General features: G+C 57.3%; 20 protein-coding genes. 19 read left to right on the forward strand and 1 reads right to left on the reverse strand.

What is annotated here, in order from left to right; all coding sequences use genetic code 11:
* The first annotated feature begins 145 nt into the window (after positions 1-145).
* The 9 genes from BCM02_RS28285 (at position 146) to BCM02_RS28320 (ending at position 8,783) form a co-directional block, all read left to right on the forward strand.
* Positions 146-1,318, forward strand: coding sequence for a glycosyltransferase family 4 protein (locus tag BCM02_RS28285; protein ID WP_148932497.1), 1,173 nt, complete (start codon positions 146-148; stop codon positions 1,316-1,318).
* A gap of 339 nt (positions 1,319-1,657) precedes the next feature.
* Positions 1,658-2,899, forward strand: a complete 1,242-nt coding sequence (locus tag BCM02_RS28290) for a glycosyltransferase family 2 protein (RefSeq protein WP_425466210.1) — start codon at positions 1,658-1,660, stop codon at positions 2,897-2,899.
* A gap of 193 nt (positions 2,900-3,092) precedes the next feature.
* A complete protein-coding gene (locus BCM02_RS35480) occupies positions 3,093-3,269 on the forward strand; it encodes a hypothetical protein (RefSeq protein ID WP_187434471.1) in 177 nt (58 codons plus the stop codon).
* Positions 3,270-3,766: 497 nt separating this feature from the next.
* Entirely contained in the window at positions 3,767-4,264 is a 498-nt protein-coding gene (gene infC, locus BCM02_RS28295; protein WP_148932498.1) for a translation initiation factor IF-3, read from the forward strand.
* 27 nt (positions 4,265-4,291) lie between these two features.
* Positions 4,292-4,492 carry a 50S ribosomal protein L35 gene (rpmI, locus tag BCM02_RS28300; RefSeq protein WP_148932499.1) on the forward strand — a complete coding sequence of 67 codons (201 nt, stop codon included), beginning with the start codon at positions 4,292-4,294 and terminating at the stop codon, positions 4,490-4,492.
* Between the two features lie 59 nt (positions 4,493-4,551).
* Positions 4,552-4,911, forward strand: a complete 360-nt coding sequence (rplT, locus tag BCM02_RS28305) for a 50S ribosomal protein L20 (RefSeq protein ID WP_148932500.1) — start codon at positions 4,552-4,554, stop codon at positions 4,909-4,911.
* Positions 4,912-5,137: 226 nt separating this feature from the next.
* Positions 5,138-7,252 (forward strand): methyl-accepting chemotaxis protein, encoded by a 2,115-nt coding sequence (locus BCM02_RS28310; RefSeq protein ID WP_148932501.1) that lies wholly within the window; start codon positions 5,138-5,140, stop codon positions 7,250-7,252.
* A 311-nt stretch (positions 7,253-7,563) separates the two neighbouring features.
* Positions 7,564-7,953 (forward strand): VOC family protein, encoded by a 390-nt coding sequence (locus tag BCM02_RS28315; RefSeq protein WP_148932502.1) that lies wholly within the window; start codon positions 7,564-7,566, stop codon positions 7,951-7,953.
* 425 nt (positions 7,954-8,378) lie between these two features.
* Positions 8,379-8,783, forward strand: coding sequence for a hypothetical protein (locus BCM02_RS28320; RefSeq protein ID WP_148932503.1), 405 nt, complete (start codon positions 8,379-8,381; stop codon positions 8,781-8,783).
* A gap of 24 nt (positions 8,784-8,807) precedes the next feature.
* Here BCM02_RS28320 and BCM02_RS28325 read toward each other — a convergent pair whose 3' ends face one another.
* Entirely contained in the window at positions 8,808-9,272 is a 465-nt protein-coding gene (locus BCM02_RS28325) for a GNAT family N-acetyltransferase (protein WP_148932504.1), read from the reverse strand.
* Between the two features lie 502 nt (positions 9,273-9,774).
* Here BCM02_RS28325 and ilvB point away from each other — a divergent pair.
* From ilvB to BCM02_RS28375, 10 genes are all read left to right on the forward strand, one after another.
* A complete protein-coding gene (ilvB, locus tag BCM02_RS28330; protein ID WP_148932505.1) occupies positions 9,775-11,520 on the forward strand; it encodes a biosynthetic-type acetolactate synthase large subunit in 1,746 nt (581 codons plus the stop codon).
* Complete coding sequence (gene ilvN / locus BCM02_RS28335) at positions 11,517-12,005, forward strand: acetolactate synthase small subunit (protein ID WP_148932506.1); 489 nt, start codon at positions 11,517-11,519, stop codon at positions 12,003-12,005. The genes ilvB and ilvN overlap by 4 nt, the downstream gene beginning before the upstream one ends.
* A 190-nt stretch (positions 12,006-12,195) precedes the next feature.
* Positions 12,196-13,188: a ketol-acid reductoisomerase gene (ilvC, locus tag BCM02_RS28340; protein ID WP_148932507.1), complete on the forward strand. Its 993-nt coding sequence runs from the start codon at positions 12,196-12,198 to the stop codon at positions 13,186-13,188.
* 267 nt (positions 13,189-13,455) lie between these two features.
* A complete protein-coding gene (locus tag BCM02_RS28345) occupies positions 13,456-14,808 on the forward strand; it encodes a sensor histidine kinase (RefSeq protein WP_148932508.1) in 1,353 nt (450 codons plus the stop codon).
* 36 nt (positions 14,809-14,844) lie between these two features.
* Complete coding sequence (locus BCM02_RS28350; protein WP_148932509.1) at positions 14,845-15,513, forward strand: response regulator; 669 nt, start codon at positions 14,845-14,847, stop codon at positions 15,511-15,513.
* Between the two features lie 366 nt (positions 15,514-15,879).
* Positions 15,880-16,959 carry a 3-isopropylmalate dehydrogenase gene (leuB, locus tag BCM02_RS28355; RefSeq protein WP_148932510.1) on the forward strand — a complete coding sequence of 360 codons (1,080 nt, stop codon included), beginning with the start codon at positions 15,880-15,882 and terminating at the stop codon, positions 16,957-16,959.
* Between the two features lie 138 nt (positions 16,960-17,097).
* Positions 17,098-17,646 carry a peroxiredoxin gene (locus BCM02_RS28360; protein WP_148932511.1) on the forward strand — a complete coding sequence of 183 codons (549 nt, stop codon included), beginning with the start codon at positions 17,098-17,100 and terminating at the stop codon, positions 17,644-17,646.
* Positions 17,647-17,974: 328 nt separating this feature from the next.
* A complete protein-coding gene (locus BCM02_RS28365; protein ID WP_148932512.1) occupies positions 17,975-18,400 on the forward strand; it encodes a hypothetical protein in 426 nt (141 codons plus the stop codon).
* 110 nt (positions 18,401-18,510) lie between these two features.
* On the forward strand, positions 18,511-19,320 hold the full coding sequence (gene sigI / locus BCM02_RS28370) for an RNA polymerase sigma factor SigI (protein ID WP_148932513.1): 810 nt from the start codon (positions 18,511-18,513) through the stop codon (positions 19,318-19,320).
* Positions 19,317-20,942: an anti-sigma-I factor RsgI family protein gene (locus BCM02_RS28375; RefSeq protein WP_148932514.1), complete on the forward strand. Its 1,626-nt coding sequence runs from the start codon at positions 19,317-19,319 to the stop codon at positions 20,940-20,942. Before sigI ends, BCM02_RS28375 begins: the two co-directional genes overlap by 4 nt.
* Positions 20,943-21,373 lie beyond the last annotated feature (431 nt).

The following is a 21,373-nucleotide window of genomic DNA, read 5'->3' on the forward strand; positions in this document are numbered from 1 at the left end:
GCGAATCCCATATTAACGATTCATTCGCACTCGCTTGATGCAGCGCAAACACAGGTTTTTTAAGCTGAAGCCAAACTCGAAGTCCGGGACTTGAGGCGGGTGCCGACAGGCGCGCCGAAGCGACCGGCAGGCGGAGGCGATGCATATGCGGCTGGCGATTTTCACGGACACGTACGAACCGGAAGTGAACGGCGTGGCACGGACGCTTGGCAGATGGGCCGATTACTTGAGACGTCAAGGCATCCCCGTGCAGGTATTTGCCCCGGATCCGGCGGCAAGCGCGGGCGAACCCGCGCCTTCGGCGGTGGAGCGCTTTGCGAGCTTGCCGTTCTACCTCTATCCGGAGTGCCGGCTGGCGCTCCCGAACCCGCGCCACATCCGGCGCGCCCTGCAGGCATTTCAGCCGACCCTTATTCACGTGGCCACGCCGTTTAACCTCGGCTTATGCGGCATTCATTACGCGCGCAAATACAACATCCCGCTCGTAGCCTCGTACCACACGCATTTTGACCGCTATTTGCCGTTTTACAATTTGCAATGGATGGTTAAGATGTTATGGAGATATCTGAATTGGTTTCACCAGGATGCAAGCCGCATATTCGTGCCTTCCGCATCAACCCGGAATGAGCTGCTCGGCAGGGGGTGGGATGATCATCGGCTTACCATATGGCCGCGCGGCATCGACGCTCGCTTGTTTCACCCCGTTGTCGATCGAAGCGGATTGCTGGCGGCGCACGGCATCGAGCCGGGACGTTTCGTCGTGTTATATGCCGGAAGACTGGCCCCGGAGAAGAATGTCGAGACCGCGCTGGCGGCTTTCGCGTTATTTCGGGAGCGCGCATGTCCCGATGCGCAGCTTGTCATGGCCGGCGATGGACCTTCCGCCCAGGGGCTGAAGGAGCAGGCGGTCGCGATGGGGCTGCCCGTGCGTTTTCTCGGATTCACGCCGCCGAAACAGCTGCAGCAGTGGTACGCCGCGGCGGACGTCTTCTTGTTCCCGTCGCCGACCGAGACGTTCGGCAACGTCGTGCTCGAATCGATGGCTTGCGGAACGCCCGTCGTAACCGCGTCGAGCGGCGGCGTGGCGGACATCGTCGAGCCGATGTCGACCGGCATCCTGTGCGATCCCGCTAGCCCGGAGGCATTCGCCGACGCGCTGACGCTGCTTCACGCGGACCCGCAGCTGAGGGCCGGCATGGCGATTCAAGGGATGGCGCACGCCCGGAGCCAATCGTGGGACGATATTTTCGGACGATTGCTGGAAGCGTGCCGGGAGGCGGCGGCGCCCGGACGTTCATCGATTCGTCACACCCGTTGACGCGCGAAGATGAAACTTTTTTAATGCGCGGGTCGTTTACCATACAAAGCCTGAAGTTTTCTCCATAATTGGCTGAAAAACCGGGTGAGCGGCCGAAAAACGAGGGAATCGCGAGCGTGGACTAGACTTGAAACCGTTTTTCTTCGCTCAAACGCCTGTACAAGCGCTTTTTGGGCTTTTGACAAACGAATGCAATGTGTGGAAAATCAGTATGGCCGTGGCTAAAACAAACAGACGCCGCGGTTGCCTGATCGGGTTATAAGGGGCATGCGTTCATCTCGCATACAAAACAGAGAGAGTATCGCAAAAAAAGGGGTCTTAAGGGGGCAACAACCGAATATGATCATCAACGTTATTTTAATCGCGCTTCAGGTGATTCTCGCTTTCGTCGGCGTCTATCAATTCGTGCTGGCGCTGTTTGGCATCGTGCGCAAACGCAAGGAACTGAAGCATGCACCGCAAAAATCATTCGCCGTGCTCGTCGCGGCCCACAACGAATCGGCCGTCGTCGGCGCGCTGATCGACAACCTCAAAAATCTCGATTACCCGAAAGAGCTGTACGACGTCTTCGTCATTTGCGACAACTGTACGGATAATACGGCGGAGATCGCGCGCAGCATGGGCGTCCACGCCTGCGAACGGAACAACCCGCATCTGCGGGGCAAAGGCCACGCGATCGAGTGGATGCTCAAGGAACTGTGGGCGATGCCGCGCCAATACGACGCGATCGTCATGTTCGACGCCGATAACCTGGTCAATACCGACTTCCTGCTTCACATGAACAACGACCTGTGCGACGGCCACCAAGTCATTCAGGCGTATCTGGATACGAAGAATCCGGACGATTCCTGGGTTACGGCTTCGTACGGCATCACGTACTGGTACTGCAATCGCCTATGGCAGCTGTCACGCCGCAATCTGCGGATGGCGAACTTCCTGGGCGGCACGGGCATGTGCTTCGAGACCGGCCTGATGAAGGAAATGGGCTGGGGCGCGACGAGCCTCGTCGAAGACTTGGAGTTCTCCATGCGCTGCGTCAAACGCGGCGTCCATCCGGTGCTGAACTTCGAAGCGAAGGTATATGACGAGAAGCCGCTCACGTTCAAAGCTTCGGCACGCCAACGTCTGCGTTGGATGCAGGGGCACTTCACGGTCGCGCGCAACTACTTCTTCCCGCTTATCTGGGCGAGCATCAAGGAGCGCAGTTTCGTCAAGTTCGACGCTGCCATCTACACGATGTCCGCGTACACTACGCTGGTCGGCTTCGTGCTGACGGCGATGATTTGGATCGACAACGTCATCCCGGCGGACAACGCGTTCATCTCGATCTACGGCTACCTGCCAAGCTGGATCGCGATCGTATCGCTTACGCTCACCGCGCTGATGTTCCCGCTCGTCATGGCGCTGGAAGGCATCAAGTCGCCGAAAATGTACGGCCATCTCATCTCGATGATTTTCTTCCAGCTCTCCTGGCTGCCGATTACGTTCTACGCGTTCTTCACGCAGAACAACAAGCAGTGGAGCCATACGCAGCATACGCGCGTGATCCGGCTCGAGGAAGTACAGAGCAAGCAAGTGTAGCACGCGCAAGGGCCGCTCATCCGAGCGGTCCTTTTTCTAAGCCATGGACTCCTGTCCATGCCGAGAATAACAATCTGCGGCAGCTCCGATCGTCTCCGGCGCGCGCATAATTCTCCCTCTTCCGGCAGACGCTAGGACGGCACGCCTGACAGGCGATTTCCGCGCGCGAGGCGCGAAAGAGGTGAATGATGCGATGAGCAACAACGTGAACTACAACCATAACAGCCATGACCACACGGACAACAACGACCAGCGCGAGAACGACGTGCACGGCGGGGAGTTCCGCAACGGACGCAAAGCGCAGGTCAAAAACAACAATTCCCAAGGCGACGAGGTTCCGAACGAGTATGTGAACCGGGCGAACGAATAAGGCTCCGGTTGTCTCGGTGACGCTCCCGTTGTCTGCCGTGTTCCTGGATTAGGTCCCCGCTACGGGAAGAACACGGCGACAAAAGTCGCTTACAGCCGAGAAACCTCCGCTGCATTGGGGTGCCCCGCTTCGCGCTTGGGCACGAGATTCAAAAGCAAAAGCCAATAGCACGAGCCAAGAGTGGCCTCCCGAGTTTTACTCTCGAAACTCCGGCATTGACTTTCACTGCCAAGCCATGCTATATTATGTCGGTACGAAACAAAATGAATACGCGCAAGCAGAAGCACCCGCTTCTCACCTACTCGGCTTGGCCGACTGGTTCGCGACTAGGAATGGAAGTGTCCTCGCTTACGAGCGATGATTGATACGACTACGATCTTGGTTAATGGAATGCGGGTCCGCTAGGGGCCCGCATTTTTTTATTTGCAGCCGCGCCCGCGGGCGCTATAGATGCACATTATTTTTGGAGGTGGCAGGTTATTAGCAGAGAACATCAAATCAATGACGAGATTCGGGCTCGGGAAGTACGCCTTGTAGGACCGGAAGGCGAACAGATCGGCATTACGCCGTTCCGCGAAGCGCTTCAAATGGCGATCGACGCTAGCATGGACCTCGTCAACGTTGCTCCGACCGCGAAACCGCCGGTATGCCGCATTATGGACTACGGCAAGTTCCGTTACGAGTCACAGAAGAAAGAGAAAGAAGCGCGCAAGAATCAGAAGATCGTCGATCTGAAGGAAGTGTGGTTCCGCGCGAACATCGAGGAGAACGACTACCAGGTGAAATTCCGCAACGTCGTGAAATTCCTCGGCGAAGGCGACAAGGTGAAGGCTTCCGTCCGTTTCCGCGGTCGTGAAATTACACATGCTGCCATCGGACAACGTATCTTGGACCGGCTTCAGAAGGAAGTCGCGGACATTTGCGTGGTCGAGCGTGTGCCGAAGCTGGAAGGTCGAAGCATGATCATGATTTTGGCACCAAAAACCAACAACTAAGCATAATTCTTTGAGGAGGATCATCACATGCCTAAGATGAAAACGCACAGCAGTTTGAAAGACCGTTTCAAAATTACGGGTACTGGCAAAGTGAAACGCTACAAAGCGTTCCGCAACCACTTGCTTTCCGGTAAATCCGGCCGTCAGAAGCGCGTTCTTGCTGGCCAGCCGCTCATGGCTGCAGGCGACGTTCGCCGCATTCAACAAGGTCTTGCAAACCTGAAATAGTCCGTACGCGAATACGGATTCCAAATACGCAATAAACAACACTCGGGAGGTTTCTACTCATGGCAAGAGTTAAAGGCGGTTTCGTCCGCGCACGTCGTCGTAAAAGAATTTTGAAGCTCGCGAAAGGTTACTTCGGTTCGAAGCATCGCCTGTTTAAAACAGCAAAAGAGCAAGTCATGAAATCCCTGATGTACGCATACCGTGACCGCCGCAACAAAAAACGCGACATCCGCAAACTGTGGATCGTTCGTATCAACGCGGCAGCTCGCCAAAACGGTCTGTCCTACAGCAAATTCATGTTCGGCCTGAAACAAGCCGGCGTGGAAGTAAACCGCAAAATGCTGGCTGACCTGGCCGTGAACGACATCAACGCGTTCAACTCCCTCGCAGCGGTAGCAAAAGAAAAAGTAAACGCATAGTATGCGTTGCATATCGCCAAGGCATCGCGCCTTGGCGGAAGAAAGGCCAAACAGACTATTCTGTTTGGCCTTTCTTTGTTATTCAGCCCCTTCCCATCCAGCCCGCCGTACCTGGGAAGAAGCGTCCGTTTCCAGTAAGTATTAGGGGGTTACGCCTAACGAATGCACGTTGTTCTACCGATGTAATCCATTAGGCATGGATGTATAACGGTAGAGGAGGAACATCATGAGCATCATGCGACTGTACAGGGGGGCGCTTCGTCCAGCTGTCAAACTGATCAACTTGATGAAGTACTGGCAGAAGTTTTTGTTAATCGGACTCATTGTGCTGCTGCCGATGTCCATTTTAAGCGTGTATGTGTTGAATACGAAGCAGCAAGAAATCGACATTGCGCGCTCGGAGCGGAACGGACTTCGTTACATGAAGGAACTGAACGGATTTATTGCCGCGGTTCAGCGGCACCGTGCTCAAGTGGTCAACGGGTCGCCCCAGGCGGAGTTGACGGCGGCGCAGGCGGACGTGAAGCAGGCGATCGCGGCGCTCGATGCGGCCCGGTCGGATTATGCAAGCGACCTCCCGGCGACTCAGGGGATGGAAGATCTGAAGGAGTTCTGGGAGACGCTGTTGAACGCGCTGCCTAAATTGAAAGACACGCAAGCGATCGATAAACATAGCGGTCTGATCGGGCAAACGCTTGATCTGATGGTCGAGGTATCCGATGATTCGGGGCTAACCTTGGAATCGCATCTCGAGGAATATTACCTCTCCAACAGCGTCGTCAATTTGATGCCAAGGCTGATCGAGAATTTGGGGCAGCTGCGCGTCACGGGCATTCGGGCCACCGCACGGGGTGAATTTGCCTCCAGCGAGAAAGAATGGGTCTTCCCGACCGTGCGGATGGTCGAATCGGGGCTCGCGGAAATTAACCGCAGCATGGCGATTCTCATCGCCGAATCCGACCGGAACCGCGGCAAGATGGAGCAGCCTACTCGTGCGATGAACGAGGCGATTACCGGATTTTTGGTTAAACTCGACACGAATTTGATGCTGCCGGCTAAATTTACGATCACGACCCAGGATTATCTGAAGATCGCGACGGACGCGATGAATGCCGGCTACGCGATGATGGAAGTCGACACGGAACTGTTGTTGGAGCGGCTGCAGGATAGGATCGATGACAGCAAGCGGCTGATTCAGCTTATCGGCGCTGTGCTTGTCCTGATTATTCTCGTACTGTTGTACGTTTTCCTCGCGTTCTACCGTTCGGTGCAAGTCACGGTCGATCGTTTGTCGGAGGCGGCCTCTTCGATGGCAGATGGCGATCTGACGCAAACCCTCCATCTGGAAACCCGGGACGAATTGGCGGAAGTGGGCGTTTCCTTCAACCGGATGAACGAAGCGATGCGAACGATGATACAGGGGAATCTGGTAACGGCTGCCCAAGTGACCGCTGCTTCGGATCTGTTGACCTCGACCGCGAAGGATTCCGTTGAAATGAGTCACCATAACGCCCAGGTGATTCAGGAGATCGCGTCGGGCATGGAATCGCAGCTCAAAGGGGCGAGAGAGACCGGCACGGCGATGGAAGAGATGTCGATCGGCATCGAGCGCATCGCGGAGAACGCGTCGGACGTGGCGGACACTTCCAAGGAGGCCGAAGAGGCGGCTAGCCAAGGCAGCCAAGCCATGACGAGCGCGGTCGGCCAAATGAACGCGATCCATCTGGCGACGACCAAAGCGGCGCAAGTCGTGCATTCGCTCGGCGAACACTCCAAGCAAGTCGGTCATATCGTGGAAGTCATCGGCGAAATCGCAAGGCAGACGAATCTATTGTCGCTCAATGCTTCGATCGAAGCGGCTCGGGCGGGCGAGCATGGCAAAGGTTTTGCCGTCGTAGCCAGCGAAGTGAAGAAGCTGGCCGAGCAGTCGCAACAGTCGACCGCGCAGATCGCCTCGATCATCGCGCTCATTCAATCTTCCGTTCAGGAGGCCGTCTCGGCGATGAACGGCGGCTACGCGGAGGTACAGAGCGGCATCGCGATCATCGAGAAGACGGGCGTCGTCTTCAATCGGATCGAAAGTTCGGTTCAGCGCGTGGCGGATCAGGTGCGGGAGATTACGGCCGCGGCCGAACAGCTCTCGGCGGGAACGCAGCAAGTGAACGCCTCCATGCAAACGATCGTAGGCGTCTCGCAGACTTCTGCCGGCAGCGCGCAAGAGATGTCCGCGTCGTCGGAAGAGCAGCTGGCCGCGATGGAGGAAATCTCGAACTCCGCGTCCGAGCTGAATCAGCACGCGCAGCAGATGCAGGCGATGGTGCGCAAGTTTAAGATTGATTAAGGGCAAGATAGCGGCTTGAATGGACAACCATTCAAGCCGTTTTTTTCATAATACAAGAATTTATATGCGGAATGCTGCATTCTCGGTCTATCGACCGTGAACGCAAACCAATCCGCTTCATGTTCGCAGAATGCTGCATTCCCAATCTTGCGATTGTGAACGCAAACCAATCCGCTTATCCGGAACGAAACGCCCGTCGCCGCTAAAAGCCGGCGCCAGCTATTTCGCCCTCCGAGGGAAGCCGGCGCAAGAAAACCAATAACCAATGTTACAATAAGGTGGAGCAAACGAAACAAGAGGAGGAGAAAACCATGCTGCTGACAACCGGCTATCACCATGTAAGCATACCAGTCACGGATCTTGCCCGGGCCAAAACGTTCTATAGGGAGATTCTCGGTTTGAAGGAGATTCCGCGGCCGCCGTTCGATTTTCCCGGCGCGTGGTTCGCGATTGGAGAGAACGGCCAACAGCTGCATCTCATTGTCCACGACGGGGAGACACGAAGGGCGGGCGGCATCGATACAAGAGACGGGCATTTCGCGCTTCGCGTTCCGGAATATGAAGCGGCGATCGATTGGTTGAACGAGCACGGTTTGAAATACAGAGCCAAGCCGGACAGCATCACGGGCTTTGCCCAAATTTTCCTGCTGGATCCGGACCATAATATCATCGAGCTGAACGCTGCCCGATCACGAATGTGAGGCGGGATGAGGGCTCAATGCCAGCTCGTCTTTCTTCCCGCGGACGGATCGCTCGGATGGGGGGAGCCGACTTGCTCCCGTTCTAGATGTTCCATTGACATGAACGAAGCAACGTCGCTCTTTCGTTTAACCAGGATACTATTTAGAAGCAACCGGCGTTTGGAACGGGACGCAGCTGCAGCCGGAGGGCTATGGAGCGAGCCAAATAAGCAGCATGCGGAGAGAAACTCGCATCCTTCAAATAGACGGTTGTCCACCTATAGTGTACATATGTCGAGCGTGTTTAGGTTCTTGTTCGCGTGACAAAGATACAATCCGGCGGCAAGCGCGCTGAATAGGATATAGGACAACTGAGCTTCGCTCTCCACTCTTGTCCCCCGGCGGAGAGCGGCTTGGCAGTCCATATCCTTGGGAGGGAAACGCTCATGCAGCGCGTCACCAAAGAGCAAGCTCGTAAATTGGTTGGCAAAACGGTTTATGCCGTTCGCAAAGACGGTTCGGTCGCTTCCGGCAAGCTTGTCCGCGTTTCGAATAATAAACTCTTTTTGAAACCGGTCGGCAAGGACAAAGGCAAAAAAGTGAAAACGAAAGCGATTCTGCCGTTGGTGCTGTTCGATTTGCTGGCGATCGGCACGCTGCCGTTCTGGGGAGCCGGATTTGGCGGCGGTTTCGGCGGCGGTTTCGGGCCGGGTTTCGGTCCCGGGTTCGGCCCCGGCGTCGGCCCGGGGTTCGACGGCCCATGCTGTGACCAGCAGTTCGGCGGAGCCGGATTCGGACCGTACGGTCCAGGTCCGTACGGTCCTTACGGCGGTTATCCGGGCCTGTTCTAAGCCGGTCCATAGACCGCTTCGGCGTTAAGGGGCGAGCGTTTTGGTCATTTCGTAGCAGCGGATGAAGTCGTAGTAGCGCACGGTCGTAAACCCGAGTCTTTGATAAAGGAAGTGCGCTTTGTCGTTGCCTTTATCGACGAACAGCCGGGCGAGGGTACAATTTTTGGAACGGCCGTACGCTTCGCCGTGTGCCATGAGCAGCCGGCCCCAATGTTTGCCCCGATGGTCGGGATGAATGGCGAGCATGTCGTATTGGAGGATATCACCGATGACGTACAGGTGAAGGAATCCGAGCGGCATGCTCGTTTTTTTGCGCGAAATGACGAAGGTGACGCCTTGGCGAAGACGCTTGGGCAGCTCGCGGATCGTCTTCGCGTCGTTCGGGTTGGCGGTATGCGACAGCGGCATCAGCTCGGTGCGGATGAGGCGGATGATTTCGGCGTCATCCGTCCGGGGGCGTCTTGGCCGTATGAGAGCGATGGCGATCATCCCGCTTTCTGCATGGGTTGTTGTATCGTATGTATGCGGGCGAATTGCGGTGCTTGCTCCGCAATACTCACTTTTTCGAATTGCGCGAAATCGAGTCCTTGACGAACCGAATCGGTGAGCATATAATAATCAACAAGTTAATACTCTATCGGCAATGATGAGGACGAAGTGTTAAGGGCTCTTTTGTTCAGAGAGCGGACGGATCTGCTGCAACCGTCGCCAGAATCCCTTTCCAACGAGCTCACCTCGGAGCTGTTTCCCTGAAAATACGCGCCTGTCCGGCCGTCCTATTAGGGGAAATCGCGAGGCACGCGTTAATGTGCCGGGTGCGATCTGCGCAATGCTTGCAGACGTACTTGTTAAGGTTATTCGCCGCGAGGCGGATGACAAACATGGGTGGTACCACGGAAGCGATAGCCTTCCGTCCCTAGCAGTTCGCAGAGCGGGCTGCTGGAGACGGAGGGCTTTTTTGTTTTGGTTTTTCAAGAGAGGAGGACGACTGATGGTCGCGCAAAATGCAACGTTAAAGTCGAAAGAGGAAATCATCGAGAAGCTGAAGAAACCCGAAGTCATATCGGGATCTGAGATCTTGCTCCGGAGCTTGGTGCTGGAAGGTGTCGAGTGCGTGTTCGGTTATCCGGGCGGCGCGGTGTTGTACATTTATGACGCGATGCACGGGTTCTCCGATTTCAATCACGTCCTGACCCGTCACGAGCAAGGCGCAATCCACGCCGCGGACGGATACGCTCGCGCCAGCGGCAAAGTCGGCGTTTGTATCGCCACGTCGGGTCCGGGCGCGACGAACCTCGTCACCGGCATCGCGACGGCTTACATGGACTCGGTGCCGATGGTCGTCATCACGGGCAACGTCGCCACGACGCTGATCGGCACGGACGCTTTCCAAGAAGCGGATATTACGGGCATCACGATGCCGATCACGAAGCACAGCTATCTCGTCCGCAAGGCGGCCGACCTGCCGCGGATCATCCACGAAGCGTTCCATATCGCGAACACCGGCCGCAAAGGTCCGGTCCTCATCGATATTCCGAAGGACGTATCGGCGGAGATGACCATGTTCCAGCCGGTGAGCGAAGTAAGCCTGCGCGGCTACAACCCGACGGTTACGCCGAAGAAGCAGCAGGTCGACAAGCTGATCAAGGCGATCGAGACGGCGGAACGCCCGCTCGTGCTCGCAGGCGGCGGCGTCGTATACTCCGGCGGCCACGAAGAGCTGTTCGAGTTCGTCACCAAATCCGGCATTCCGATCACGACGACGCTGCTCGGACTGGGCGCTTTCCCAAGCGGCAACGAGCTGTGGCTCGGCATGCCGGGCATGCACGGCACGTGGACGGCGAACATGGCGATCCAGAACGCGGACTTGCTGATCAACATCGGCGCCCGCTTCGACGACCGCGTGACGGGCAAGCTGAAGGGATTCGCGCCGCACGCGAAGATCGTGCATATCGACATCGACCCGGCCGAGATCGGCAAGAACGTGCCGACGGACATCCCGATCGTGGGCGACGTGAAGACGGTGCTCGAGATCGCGAACAAGGACGTGAAGTGGGCGGCGAACGCCGACGCATGGCGTGCGCAGTTGGCCGGTTGGAAGGCCGAGAAGCCTTATAGCTACAAGGATTCCGACGAAGTGCTGAAGCCGCAGTGGGTCGTGGAGATGATTCACGAGGAGACGAAAGGCGAAGCGATCGTCACGACGGACGTCGGCCAGCATCAGATGTGGGCCGCGCAGTACTATAAGTTCAACCAGCCTCGTTCCTGGGTCACCTCGGGCGGTCTCGGCACGATGGGCTTCGGATTCCCGTCGGCGATCGGGGCGCAGATGGCGCACCCGGAGCGGACGGTCGTCTCGATCAACGGCGACGGCGGCATGCAGATGTGCGCGCAAGAGCTCGCGATCTGCGCGATCAACAACATTCCGGTCAAGGTCGCGATTCTGAACAACCAGGTGCTCGGGATGGTTCGCCAGTGGCAAGAGCTCATTTACGATAACCGTTACAGCCACATCGACCTGGCAGGCAGCCCGGATTTCGTGAAACTGGCCGAAGCATACGGCGTCAAAGGCTTCCGCGCCTCGAACAAGGAAGAAGCGCGCGCAGCCTGGATCGAAGCGATGAATCACCCGGGTCCGGCAGTCGTCGAATTCGTCGTCAACAAGGGAGAGAACGTCTATCCGATGGTGACGCAGGGCTCCACGATCGACCAGATGTTAATGGGGGATGAAGAATGAAGAAGCACACGATTGCCGTTCTTGTGAATGACCAGCCCGGCGTTCTGCAGCGCGTATCCGGCTTGTTCGGACGCCGCGGCTTCAACATTGAGAGCATCACCGTCGGGACGAGCGAAGAAGCCGGCTTGTCCCGGATGGTTATCGTCACGACGGGAGACGATAGCACGCTGGAGCAGGTGACGAAGCAGCTGTATAAGCTGATCGACGTCATCAAAGTCATCGATTTGAGCGCGAATCCGATGGTCGCCCGCGAATTGGCCTTGATCAAGGTCAACGCGGAGCCGGCGGTTCGCCCCGAGATTCTCGGCGTCGTCGAGACGTTCCGCGCATCGGTCGTCGATATCGGCACGCACACGCTGATGGTGCAGGTCGTCGGCGACACGGAGAAGATCGACGCGATGATCGAGCTGCTGAAGCCGTACGGCATCCGCGAGCTCTCCCGCACCGGCGTCACCGCGATGATCCGCGGCAACGCCAGACCATAAGGCAACACCTCGATAGAAGCAGACAGTCGCACGGATCAACGGACTTACCGCCCGTTTTGGGCGGGAGTTCAAGCGGGAAGACAAGCTTTCGCTGTAATGCGGCAACGAACCGCAGAGAAGAAGCGGCTCCTAGCGGCTTCCCCTTCAACACCCGCTCAAAAGGGTTAAACTAAAGGAGGCATCATTCGATATGGCAGTTACACTCTACTACGAAAAAGACGCAGACCAAGGCGTTCTGCAAGGTAAAACGATCGCGGTTATCGGTTACGGAAGCCAAGGCCACGCACAAGCGCAAAACCTGCGCGACAGCGGCCTGAAAGTTATCATCGGCCTGCGTCCGGGTAAATCCGCCGACAAAGCGAAAAACGACGGTTTCGAAGTATTGAACGTTGCTGAAGCGGTTAAAGTCGCTGACGTTGTTCAAATCCTGATGCCGGATGAAACGCAAGCGAAAGTATACAAAGAAGAAATCGAGCCAAACCTCAAAAAAGGCGCAGCTCTGATGTTCTCCCACGGCTTCAACGTTCACTACGGCCAAATCGTGCCTAGCAAAGATACAGACGTTCTGCTCGTTGCTCCTAAATCCCCGGGCCACATGGTTCGCCGTACGTACGTGGAAGGTTTCGGCGTTCCTGGTCTGATCGCGATCGAGCAAGACGCTACAGGCAACGCAAAAGCAATCGGCCTTGCATACGCAAAAGGCATCGGCTGTACGCGTGCAGGGGTTATCGAAACTTCGTTCCGCGAAGAAACCGAAACCGATCTGTTCGGCGAGCAAGCCGTACTTTGCGGCGGTGCTACGGCACTCGTTAAAGCAGGTTTCGAGACGCTGGTTGAAGCTGGCTACGCGCCGGAGATGGCTTACTTCGAGTGCTTGCACGAGCTGAAGCTGATCGTTGACATGATGTACGAAGGCGGTCTCGCTTCGATGCGCGACTCCATCTCCAACACAGCTGAATACGGCGACTACGTTACAGGTCCTCGCGTCGTAACGGACGAGACGAAGAAAGCGATGAAAGCGGTACTGGACGACATCCAATCCGGCCGTTTCGCACGCGACTTCATCCTCGAGAACCAATCGAACAAAGCGATGATGACGGCTACCCGCCGCCGCGAAGCAGAGCATCCGATCGAGCAAGTTGGCGGTCAACTGCGCGAATTGATGCACTGGATCAAGAAGTAATCGACCGTCCATCCAGACGGATCATAGGCTATGCTACCGGTCCGCCGGCGCAGGCCGACCTTAAGCCGCCCCACGAGGCCCACGCGAACCGGAACACCGGGAACGCCGCCTCGCGGGACGGCTTTCTTTATGCCTTCGCACGATTGCTTCCGATGACAAAAAAGATGACAGGCCTTCGCCGCATCGCGCGAAATCCGTCTCCTTTGCCTCAGGTTCCCATGCTATAATGTTGGTAAAACTAGACATGTACACGGGGGCGTAAGCGGAATGTTTTTTGTATGGTTCGCGCTATGGGTGACGGCTGTCTTGCTGATCGTCTCGAATCGGCGCAGCGCGGCCGTGCGCTGGCTTAGCTTGCTGTCGTTCTGCGCAGGAACCGGGGCATTCGCGGCGGTGATGGAAGGCTGGATTCTCGCGGCAGTCGAGGCGGGCATGAGCGCGGCGGACGAAGCGATGATCCGGAACGTGCAGCGCGGCTGCTCGTGGACCAGCTATTACGGATTGACGTACGCGTTCCTCTGTTTCTCGGCCGCGTACAACCGAGAGGCGCTGCCGCAGCGAGTCGCGAAGTGGCTGCCGCTGGCCGCGTTGGCGCCGATCGGCTTCATGCTGACGTTGCCGATCGCGGAGGAAGTGCCGGTGCACTACGGGATTCTGGCGATATGGGCGCTGCCTTACACCGCCGCGGGAACGCTTCTGCTGCTGCGCAAGCGCGGGATGAATCCGGCGGAGCGGCGCGCGCATCTCGTCGTGACCGCGGCGGTGGTGCCGGCGCTGCTCATCGCCGTCACGATGAATTACGTCATGCCGCTATTCGGCGTGTACCGGATGTGGGTGTACAACGTATGGCCGATCGCGATCGCGTTCGTCATTTTCATCGTGTCGCTGTTCAACTTCGGCTTTCTCGGCGTGCAGCTGCTCATCGAGCGGCGCAGGATGGATTACTCGCTTCGGGCGATCACGAGCGGGACGGCGATGCTCAATCATGCGATCAAGAACGACATCGGCAAGATTAAGCTGTTCAGCGACAAAATCGAACGGGCGGCGGGTAGCGAGTCGAATGCCGAGCTGCGCGAGGATATTCGCGTCATCGCCAGCGCCGCGCAGCATATCGAGGCGATGATCCGCAGCGTGCACGACCGGACGCAGGAGCTTCGCCTGCAGACGCAGCGCGTCCATTTGGCCGAGCTGGTCCGTCTGCAGACCGCGTCGCTCGCGCCGGCGGTAGAAGGACGGATTTCGATAACGGCGGAGCTCGACGAGTCGGCCGAAGCGGACGCCGATCCGGCCCAGACGCTGGAAGCGATCGGCAACGTGCTGAACAACGCGGTCGAGGCGATGCCGGCCGGCGGCGAGCTGCACGTCTGCGTCCGCAGCGCCAAGCGCGGCAGCACGATCGAGATCCGGGATACGGGCGGCGGCATCGACAAGCAGAACCTGCGTAAGGTGGTAGAGCCTTTCTATACGACCAAGAGCGGGAAAAACATGAATTTCGGACTCGGGCTGGCCTACTGCTATCAGCTGATGAACCGGCAGGGCGGCGAGCTGCGGATCGAGAGCGAACCGGGCAAGGGCACGCGCGTGATGTTTCATTTTCCGCGAATCAAGAAGCAGAACTAACGAGCGCAAGCGACAAGAGCAGCAGGGGGCACAGGGATGGAAGGACAGCGGAAGGAAGCGATTCGGGTCATGGTCGTGGAGGACGATCCGGATTGGCGCAGAGGATTGGTCGCATACTTGCAGAGCGAAGCGGACATCGAGGTGGTCGCCAGCACGGACGGGCCGGATATGGCGCTGGGCTTGGCGATGGAAACGGCGCCGGACGTCATTCTGCTCGATATAATGATGGCGGACAACCCGGCGGGACTGAAGCTTGCGGGCGAGCTGCCGGCCGCCACGGGCGCGCGGGTCATCATGCTGACGTCGATGGAGGACCGGGAGTTCGTCGTCGAGGCGTTCCGGGCGGGCGCGGTCAACTATTTGGTCAAGTCCGACTTCACCGCGATTCCGCAGGCGGTCCGCCAGGCGGCGGCCGACCGTTCGGCGATCGACGCCGCGGCGGCGCAACTCATGCTGCAAGAATTCCGGCGTCTCAAGTCGGTCGAGCAAGAATACGAGACGGACAAGTTCAAACGTCTGGTCACGCCGGCCGAGGTCCAGCTGCTGTCGATGATTCACGAGGGCTACAGCCAAAGTCAGATCGCGGAGAAGTCGTTCCTGTCGCTGCGTACCGTCAAGAATCACGTGAACAACATTTTGCGCAAGATCGGGGCGAAGAGCAGCAAAGACGCGGCGCAGCGGGCGAAGGACAAGGGGTTGTTCTAGAAGTCCGATGAAAAGCAAGCTGCCTGCGGTCGAAAATGGGCTTTCACTCGCTGCTGTCCTCGGATTTCTCTGATAATCGACTCTCCGGCATCTTCTCGCCGGACTTCTTTGAAGGTAAAAAAATAGGCAGGCGAGAGAGCGGGGGGCGGAGCTTCCCGCTCTCTTACCTAGCTGAACGCACGAGCGCGCTTGCCTTATACGCAAAACCTATAAAAGCGATAGCTTTCATATCTTGGTCGGATCGAAGCAAATATGGTACAACTATGGATAGAGTGAGAATCGTAATCAATTAGCCGAATTAGCGGCCGATGACCCGAGCGAATGCAAGCAGGCCGGGAATGAAAACAGAGGGAGTAGTGAAACATAATGGCTGACGTAAAAAAAATCGCCGTCATCGCAGGTGACGGCATCGGACCGGAAGTAGTTGGCGAAGCGCTGAAAGTACTGAAGAAAACCGAGGAGCTGTTCGGCTACCAGTTCGAGACGGAGCACGGCTTGTTCGGCGGTATCGCGATCGACGAGAAGGGCACGCCGCTGCCGCAAGAGACGCTCGAGATCTGTCAGAAAGCCGACGCCGTGCTGCTTGGCGCGGTGGGCGGCCCGAAATGGGACAACAACTCGAAGGAGCTTCGTCCGGAGACGGGCTTGCTCGGCATCCGCAAAGCGCTTGGCCTGTTCTCGAACATCCGTCCGGCTACCGTGTTCGATTGCCTGAAGGAAGCGTCCACGCTGAAGCCTGAAGTGCTCGACGGCACGGACCTCATCGTCGTGCGCGAGCTGACGGGCGGCATCTACTTCGGCGAGAAGTTCCGCCGCGAAGGCGCGAATGGCGAAGAAGCGGTTGACACATGCGTATACAACGTGACGGAAGTCGAGCGCATCGTCCGCCAAGCGTTCGAGATCGCGGGCACGCGCCGCAAGAAGCTGGCTTCGGTCGACAAAGCGAACGTCCTCGAGACGTCCCGCCTGTGGCGCGAAGTCGTGAACCGGATCGCGCCGGAATATCCGGACGTCGAGCTGGAGCACGTCCTCGTCGACAACTGCGCGATGCAGCTGCTTCGCCGTCCGGCAAGCTTCGACGTCATCGTGACGGAGAACATGTTCGGCGACATCCTGAGCGACGAAGCGGCGATGCTGACGGGTTCGATCGGCATGCTGTCCTCCGCGTCGCTGGGCGAAGGAAGCTTCGGCCTGTACGAGCCGGTACACGGTTCCGCGCCGGATATCGCGGGTCAAGGCATCTCCAACCCGATCGCGACGATTCTGTCGGTCGCGCTCATGTTCCGTCTGTCGTTCGGCTACCACGAAGCGGCGCAAGTGATCGAAGACGCCGTGAAGAACGTGCTTGACGCCGGCCACCGCACGGGCGACATCGCCGTGGACAAGAGCAAGGCAATCGGCACGACGGCAATGGGCGATCTGATCGTTGCCGCAATGGTGAAATGATTCAAATTATAATTATTATTGTTAACGAATCGCTTTTATCTTGACTCTATTCTAATGTAGTGGTACCATTTATTCGAAAGTCACTCACCGTGACGCAGGTAAAGAAATGTTACGTATTAGAAGGAGGAAATCTTACTCATGACACAACGTTTGGTAGGACGTCCGGCTCCGGACTTCGCAATGGAGACCGTTTCCGGCGACGGCAAAACTTTCGGTAAAGCATCCCTGAACGACTACAAAGGCAAATGGCTCGTGCTGTTCTTCTATCCGCTGGACTTCACGTTCGTATGCCCGACTGAAATCACGGCGCTGTCCTCGGCTGCCGAAGAGTTCAAGAAGCTCGACACGGAAATCCTCGGCGTCAGCGTGGACTCCATCCACAGCCACCGCGCTTGGATCAACACGCCGGTTGCCGACAACGGCCTCGGCCAGCTGAGCTTCCCGCTTGCTGCCGACATCACGAAGACGGTTGCTCGCGATTACGGCGTTCTGATCGAAGAAGAGGGCGTAGCTCTGCGCGGCCTGTTCATCATCGATCCAGAAGGCGAACTGAAATACCAAGTCGTCAACCACAACGACGTTGGCCGCAGCGTAGAAGAGACGCTTCGCGTTCTCCAAGCTCTGCAATCCGGCGGTCTGTGCCCAATGAACTGGAAGCCAGGCGACAAACACCTGGTTGCTCAATAGTAGCTATTGTAGTTCAAGCCCAAGAAACCGGCATCCTTCCCAGGATGCCGGTTTCTTCTTTTCATACGCCCGCGCCGCCGCTTCAAGACGACACAAAGCATTTTACCTTGCCGGGCTTTCGGCGAAAGCAGGAATTAGGCTAGCTCACCGCGAATACGTTATAAGAAGCTAGCGGACCGCTATCCGGTATGATAGGCAAGTCTCATAGCGAACAGACGCGCCCACCTTGCTGCACCAGTCATGAAATTGGAAGATCGGCTCTTATCAACTAAACGACGGAGCGGACCGATATTACAAATATAGACGGTACTAGAAGGGAGATAGACATATGAGCTTTTGCTGCGGTGCTAGCATGATAGGAACGAACGGGACGCTGAAGCACTTCCGGACGCATATTCATAACGTTCCGATTCTTTTTTGTCCGGTATGTCACAGAGTCGAGATTCACCACGGGATTGAGAACGAATACGAGATCCTGGCGGAATACGCGCACGGCGACGGCGCTTCCGAGGTGGATTTCCTCGAATACGTCGAGCAAGACGGCCTTGCGTTGTTTGAAAATTGCGTGAATAACGAGAACGAAGATCCGCTCGATGTCGTCTCCAACCAAATCGACATGGCGCTGGATCTGCTCAGCTTCGCGGCCCAGATCGAAGACGAGGCTTGGGCGGCGGAACTGAAGAAACGGCTCGGGGTGCTCGGCCAGCGGAAGATGAAGCTGCGTCAGCGCCGTACTTCGGAAGGTTATTGTTAAGCGATTGAGCCTCCTTAGCCAAGGAGGCTTTCATTTTTTTATGACTTCTCAGATCCGGCCCCCTCAATACGGAGTGCGGTTGCGAAACTATTGATTAAGAGGTGGAGCGGTTGCTACTAGTACTGTTTAAACGCTTTTTCGGCAAGCAGAGCCGGGCGGCAGTCGAACAGGAAACACCCGAGGCGATCGTCATGCGCATCCGCGCGGGCGATGCTTCCCGCGACGATTTTATCGCCGCGTACGAACCTTATATTGCGAAGGTGACGAGCCGGTTCTGCAAACGATATGTGAACCCCCAATACGACGATGAATTCAGCATAGCGCTCAGCGCCTTCGACGAAGCCATCAATCAGTTCTCGCCCGAAGCCGGCAGATCGTTCCTGGGCTTTGCCGACACGGTCATCCGCCGCAGGCTCATCGACTTCGTGCGCAAGGAGCAGCGCCATGCGGGCAGCGTGCCGACAAGCGCTTTCGACGCGCTCGACGAGGACGAGCAGACGATTAATCCGGTAGAGCGCAACGAGGCGATGGCCCGTTACGAAATGCAGCGGGAGAGCGACGCGAGGCGGCTCGAGATCGCCGAATATAACACCTGCCTGGGCAGGTATGACATAAGCTTCGCCGAATTGCCCGATTTGTCGCCCAAGCACGCGGATTCGCGCAGGTTGCTCGCTTCAATCGCGTTCATGCTGGCGGACACGCCAACGCTTATGAGCGCGCTCGGCGCAAGCGGCAAGATGCCGATCAAAGAGCTGTGCTTGATGGCCGGCGTGTCGCGCAAGACGATCGAGCGCAATCGGAAATACATTATTGCCCTAGCTTTGCTGCGGGTCGGGGATTTTCCGCATCTGCAAGGTTATCTGCAACATTTGCAACCAGATGACGCAAGCGTCAGCACAATGAAAGGAGGAAGCGCATGAACCGGGCAGTGGTGATGGAAATTCGGAACAATGTCGCTGTTATCATGACGCCGGACGGTGAGTTTCGAAAGGTGCAAGCGGGCGAGGGCGTGCAGGTCGGCGACGAGATCCGGCTGGAAGAGGCAACCCTGCCGTTACCTCGCAAGCGCGCTTGGGGCGCCAAATCCCGCTATGGGGTGGCGACCGCCGCGGCCGCGATCATGCTGCTTCTTCTAACGCCATGGCTGGTGAGAGTAGCGTCGCCGCAACCCGCGGTGGCAGCCTATTTAACGATGGATATTAATCCGAGCGTGGAACTTGGCATCGACGGCAAGGAACGGGTCATGGAACTGCATCCGCTCAACTCGGACGGCGCCAAGCTGGTCAAGGGGCTTGAATACGAAGGCCAGCCCGCCGAAACGGTGGCCGCCGCGATAACGGATCGTGCCCGCGACGCCCATTATTTCGATAGCGCGGAAGGCGACGTATTCATCACGAGCGTGCTCGTGAAAGGCAATGAGGCGTACGAGGATACGCTGACCGAGCATGTGCAAACAGCGGTGAAGGAAACGTTGGCCGCGAAGAAAGAGACCGCTCCGGCAGCGGACGCGGTGAAGGTGTCCACGCTGAGCGTTCCGGCGGAAGTGCGGGAAGAAGCGAAGCAAAGCGGCGTCTCCTCGGGTAAGATGGCGTTCTACCTGCTGGCGAAAAGCGAAGGCATGGAGGTCGATTTGGAGGCGTTGAAGCATCAATCCATCCATAATACGGCCAAAGCGCTGGGCGGCGTGGAGAAGGTGATCGGCGCGAAAGAGAAACAGCCGTCGGGCGAAACGAAGATTGACAAAAAGTCGATCAAGACGAAGCTGAAGTCGCTCGCGGCCGAAGCTCAAACGAAGCGCGGCAAAGAGAAGGCGACAACGCCGACGAAACCGGCGGCGGGCAAGCCGGAGAAGAATGCTTCTTCCGCCGGTTCCGCCGCAGGCGGCAAGACGCCGGCCGAGCCGGCCAAGAATAACGGCAAACCTGCGGCAGGCTCGCAGGGCGCCGGCGACAAGGCGCAGCAGGTTCAGCCGGGTTCGGGTCAGGCATCCGGCAAGGCGAACGGCAATGGCAGCAACGGAAACAAGTGGAAAGATCGCGAGGACGACAACGATTCGCAGCGGTGGAACGACGATCGGAACGACGATCGTAAAGAAGATCGGAACGACAATCGCGACGATGATGATGACGACCGCGACGACGAGAATAACGATACGAACCGGCAGGACGGGCAGCAGGGCGGCAAAACCGCCTCTACTGGCCGTCATGACGGCGGTTCCGCCTCGGCGGCGCAGAAGAATAATGAAGCAAGCGGCACCAAAGCGAGCCAGGGCAATGGCGGCAGCGGTACCAAAAATAACGGCAATGCGAACGAAAAAGCGAGCAACGGCAAGACGAACGCGCGCGATAACGATGAAAGCGAAAAATCGCAGCACGAAGACGATGACAAGGACGATTCCGATTCGGACAAGAGTCAAGGACGCGGGCAGACGAAACAACAGAATCGGGAGCAAGGCGCGTCCAAGTCGGAACGCGAGCGCGGTTCGGATAAAGACAACGGCAACCGCAACGACAACAATCGAGGGAGCAAGGACGACAATTAGCCGGCGATGACGCGAAGCCGGAAGTCGGGACAAGGCGCGGGAGCATGGCTTCCGCGCCTTGTCGCATGCCGTTTAAGACTGTGGCTGCCGTCGGATGCGCCCAACGGCTGTCCGTACCGGATGGGGCCGTACTCCCAATGGCTGTACGTACCACTTGACGCTCGTGACCGGGATTTTCAGACAAACGAGGGTAGATCACGTTAAGGAAGAGTAATTATTGGGGTTAATTCCCTATTATTGGTATTATAGGAGCGTGGCATAAGCCTTAGGGCTGTCCGTACGTGTGCCGTTTCATCTCTTCTGACGGTCATTTAGTATCCCTCAAGTCCGGCTAAACTCCTTTTGGCCGGAGCGTTTTGCGGCGTTTTTCGACAATCTCTTCGGTTGCAAAGCGAAGACGCAGTTACTATCATTATTTGTAAGTGCATCCA

The sequence above is a fragment of the Paenibacillus methanolicus genome (assembly GCF_008124765.1).
Lineage (GTDB): Bacteria > Bacillota > Bacilli > Paenibacillales > Paenibacillaceae > Paenibacillus_Z > Paenibacillus_Z methanolicus.

What these genes read in the sequence shown, in the direction of transcription:
- BCM02_RS35480 (WP_187434471.1), top strand. Translation starts at nt 3,093, where the DNA reads ATGAGCAACAACGTGAACTACAACCATAACAGCCATGACCACACGGAC.
- BCM02_RS28290 (WP_425466210.1), top strand. Translation starts at nt 1,658, where the DNA reads ATGATCATCAACGTTATTTTAATCGCGCTTCAGGTGATTCTCGCTTTC.
- BCM02_RS28320 (WP_148932503.1), top strand. Translation starts at nt 8,379, where the DNA reads ATGCAGCGCGTCACCAAAGAGCAAGCTCGTAAATTGGTTGGCAAAACG.
- ilvC (WP_148932507.1), top strand. Translation starts at nt 12,196, where the DNA reads ATGGCAGTTACACTCTACTACGAAAAAGACGCAGACCAAGGCGTTCTG.
- BCM02_RS28360 (WP_148932511.1), top strand. Translation starts at nt 17,098, where the DNA reads ATGACACAACGTTTGGTAGGACGTCCGGCTCCGGACTTCGCAATGGAG.
- BCM02_RS28315 (WP_148932502.1), top strand. Translation starts at nt 7,564, where the DNA reads ATGCTGCTGACAACCGGCTATCACCATGTAAGCATACCAGTCACGGAT.
- ilvB (WP_148932505.1), top strand. Translation starts at nt 9,775, where the DNA reads ATGGTCGCGCAAAATGCAACGTTAAAGTCGAAAGAGGAAATCATCGAG.
- BCM02_RS28325 (WP_148932504.1), bottom strand. Translation starts at nt 9,272, where the DNA reads ATGATCGCCATCGCTCTCATACGGCCAAGACGCCCCCGGACGGATGAC.
- BCM02_RS28350 (WP_148932509.1), top strand. Translation starts at nt 14,845, where the DNA reads ATGGAAGGACAGCGGAAGGAAGCGATTCGGGTCATGGTCGTGGAGGAC.
- ilvN (WP_148932506.1), top strand. Translation starts at nt 11,517, where the DNA reads ATGAAGAAGCACACGATTGCCGTTCTTGTGAATGACCAGCCCGGCGTT.
- BCM02_RS28310 (WP_148932501.1), top strand. Translation starts at nt 5,138, where the DNA reads ATGAGCATCATGCGACTGTACAGGGGGGCGCTTCGTCCAGCTGTCAAA.
- leuB (WP_148932510.1), top strand. Translation starts at nt 15,880, where the DNA reads ATGGCTGACGTAAAAAAAATCGCCGTCATCGCAGGTGACGGCATCGGA.
- rpmI (WP_148932499.1), top strand. Translation starts at nt 4,292, where the DNA reads ATGCCTAAGATGAAAACGCACAGCAGTTTGAAAGACCGTTTCAAAATT.
- rplT (WP_148932500.1), top strand. Translation starts at nt 4,552, where the DNA reads ATGGCAAGAGTTAAAGGCGGTTTCGTCCGCGCACGTCGTCGTAAAAGA.
- BCM02_RS28375 (WP_148932514.1), top strand. Translation starts at nt 19,317, where the DNA reads ATGAACCGGGCAGTGGTGATGGAAATTCGGAACAATGTCGCTGTTATC.
- BCM02_RS28345 (WP_148932508.1), top strand. Translation starts at nt 13,456, where the DNA reads ATGTTTTTTGTATGGTTCGCGCTATGGGTGACGGCTGTCTTGCTGATC.
- BCM02_RS28285 (WP_148932497.1), top strand. Translation starts at nt 146, where the DNA reads ATGCGGCTGGCGATTTTCACGGACACGTACGAACCGGAAGTGAACGGC.
- BCM02_RS28365 (WP_148932512.1), top strand. Translation starts at nt 17,975, where the DNA reads ATGAGCTTTTGCTGCGGTGCTAGCATGATAGGAACGAACGGGACGCTG.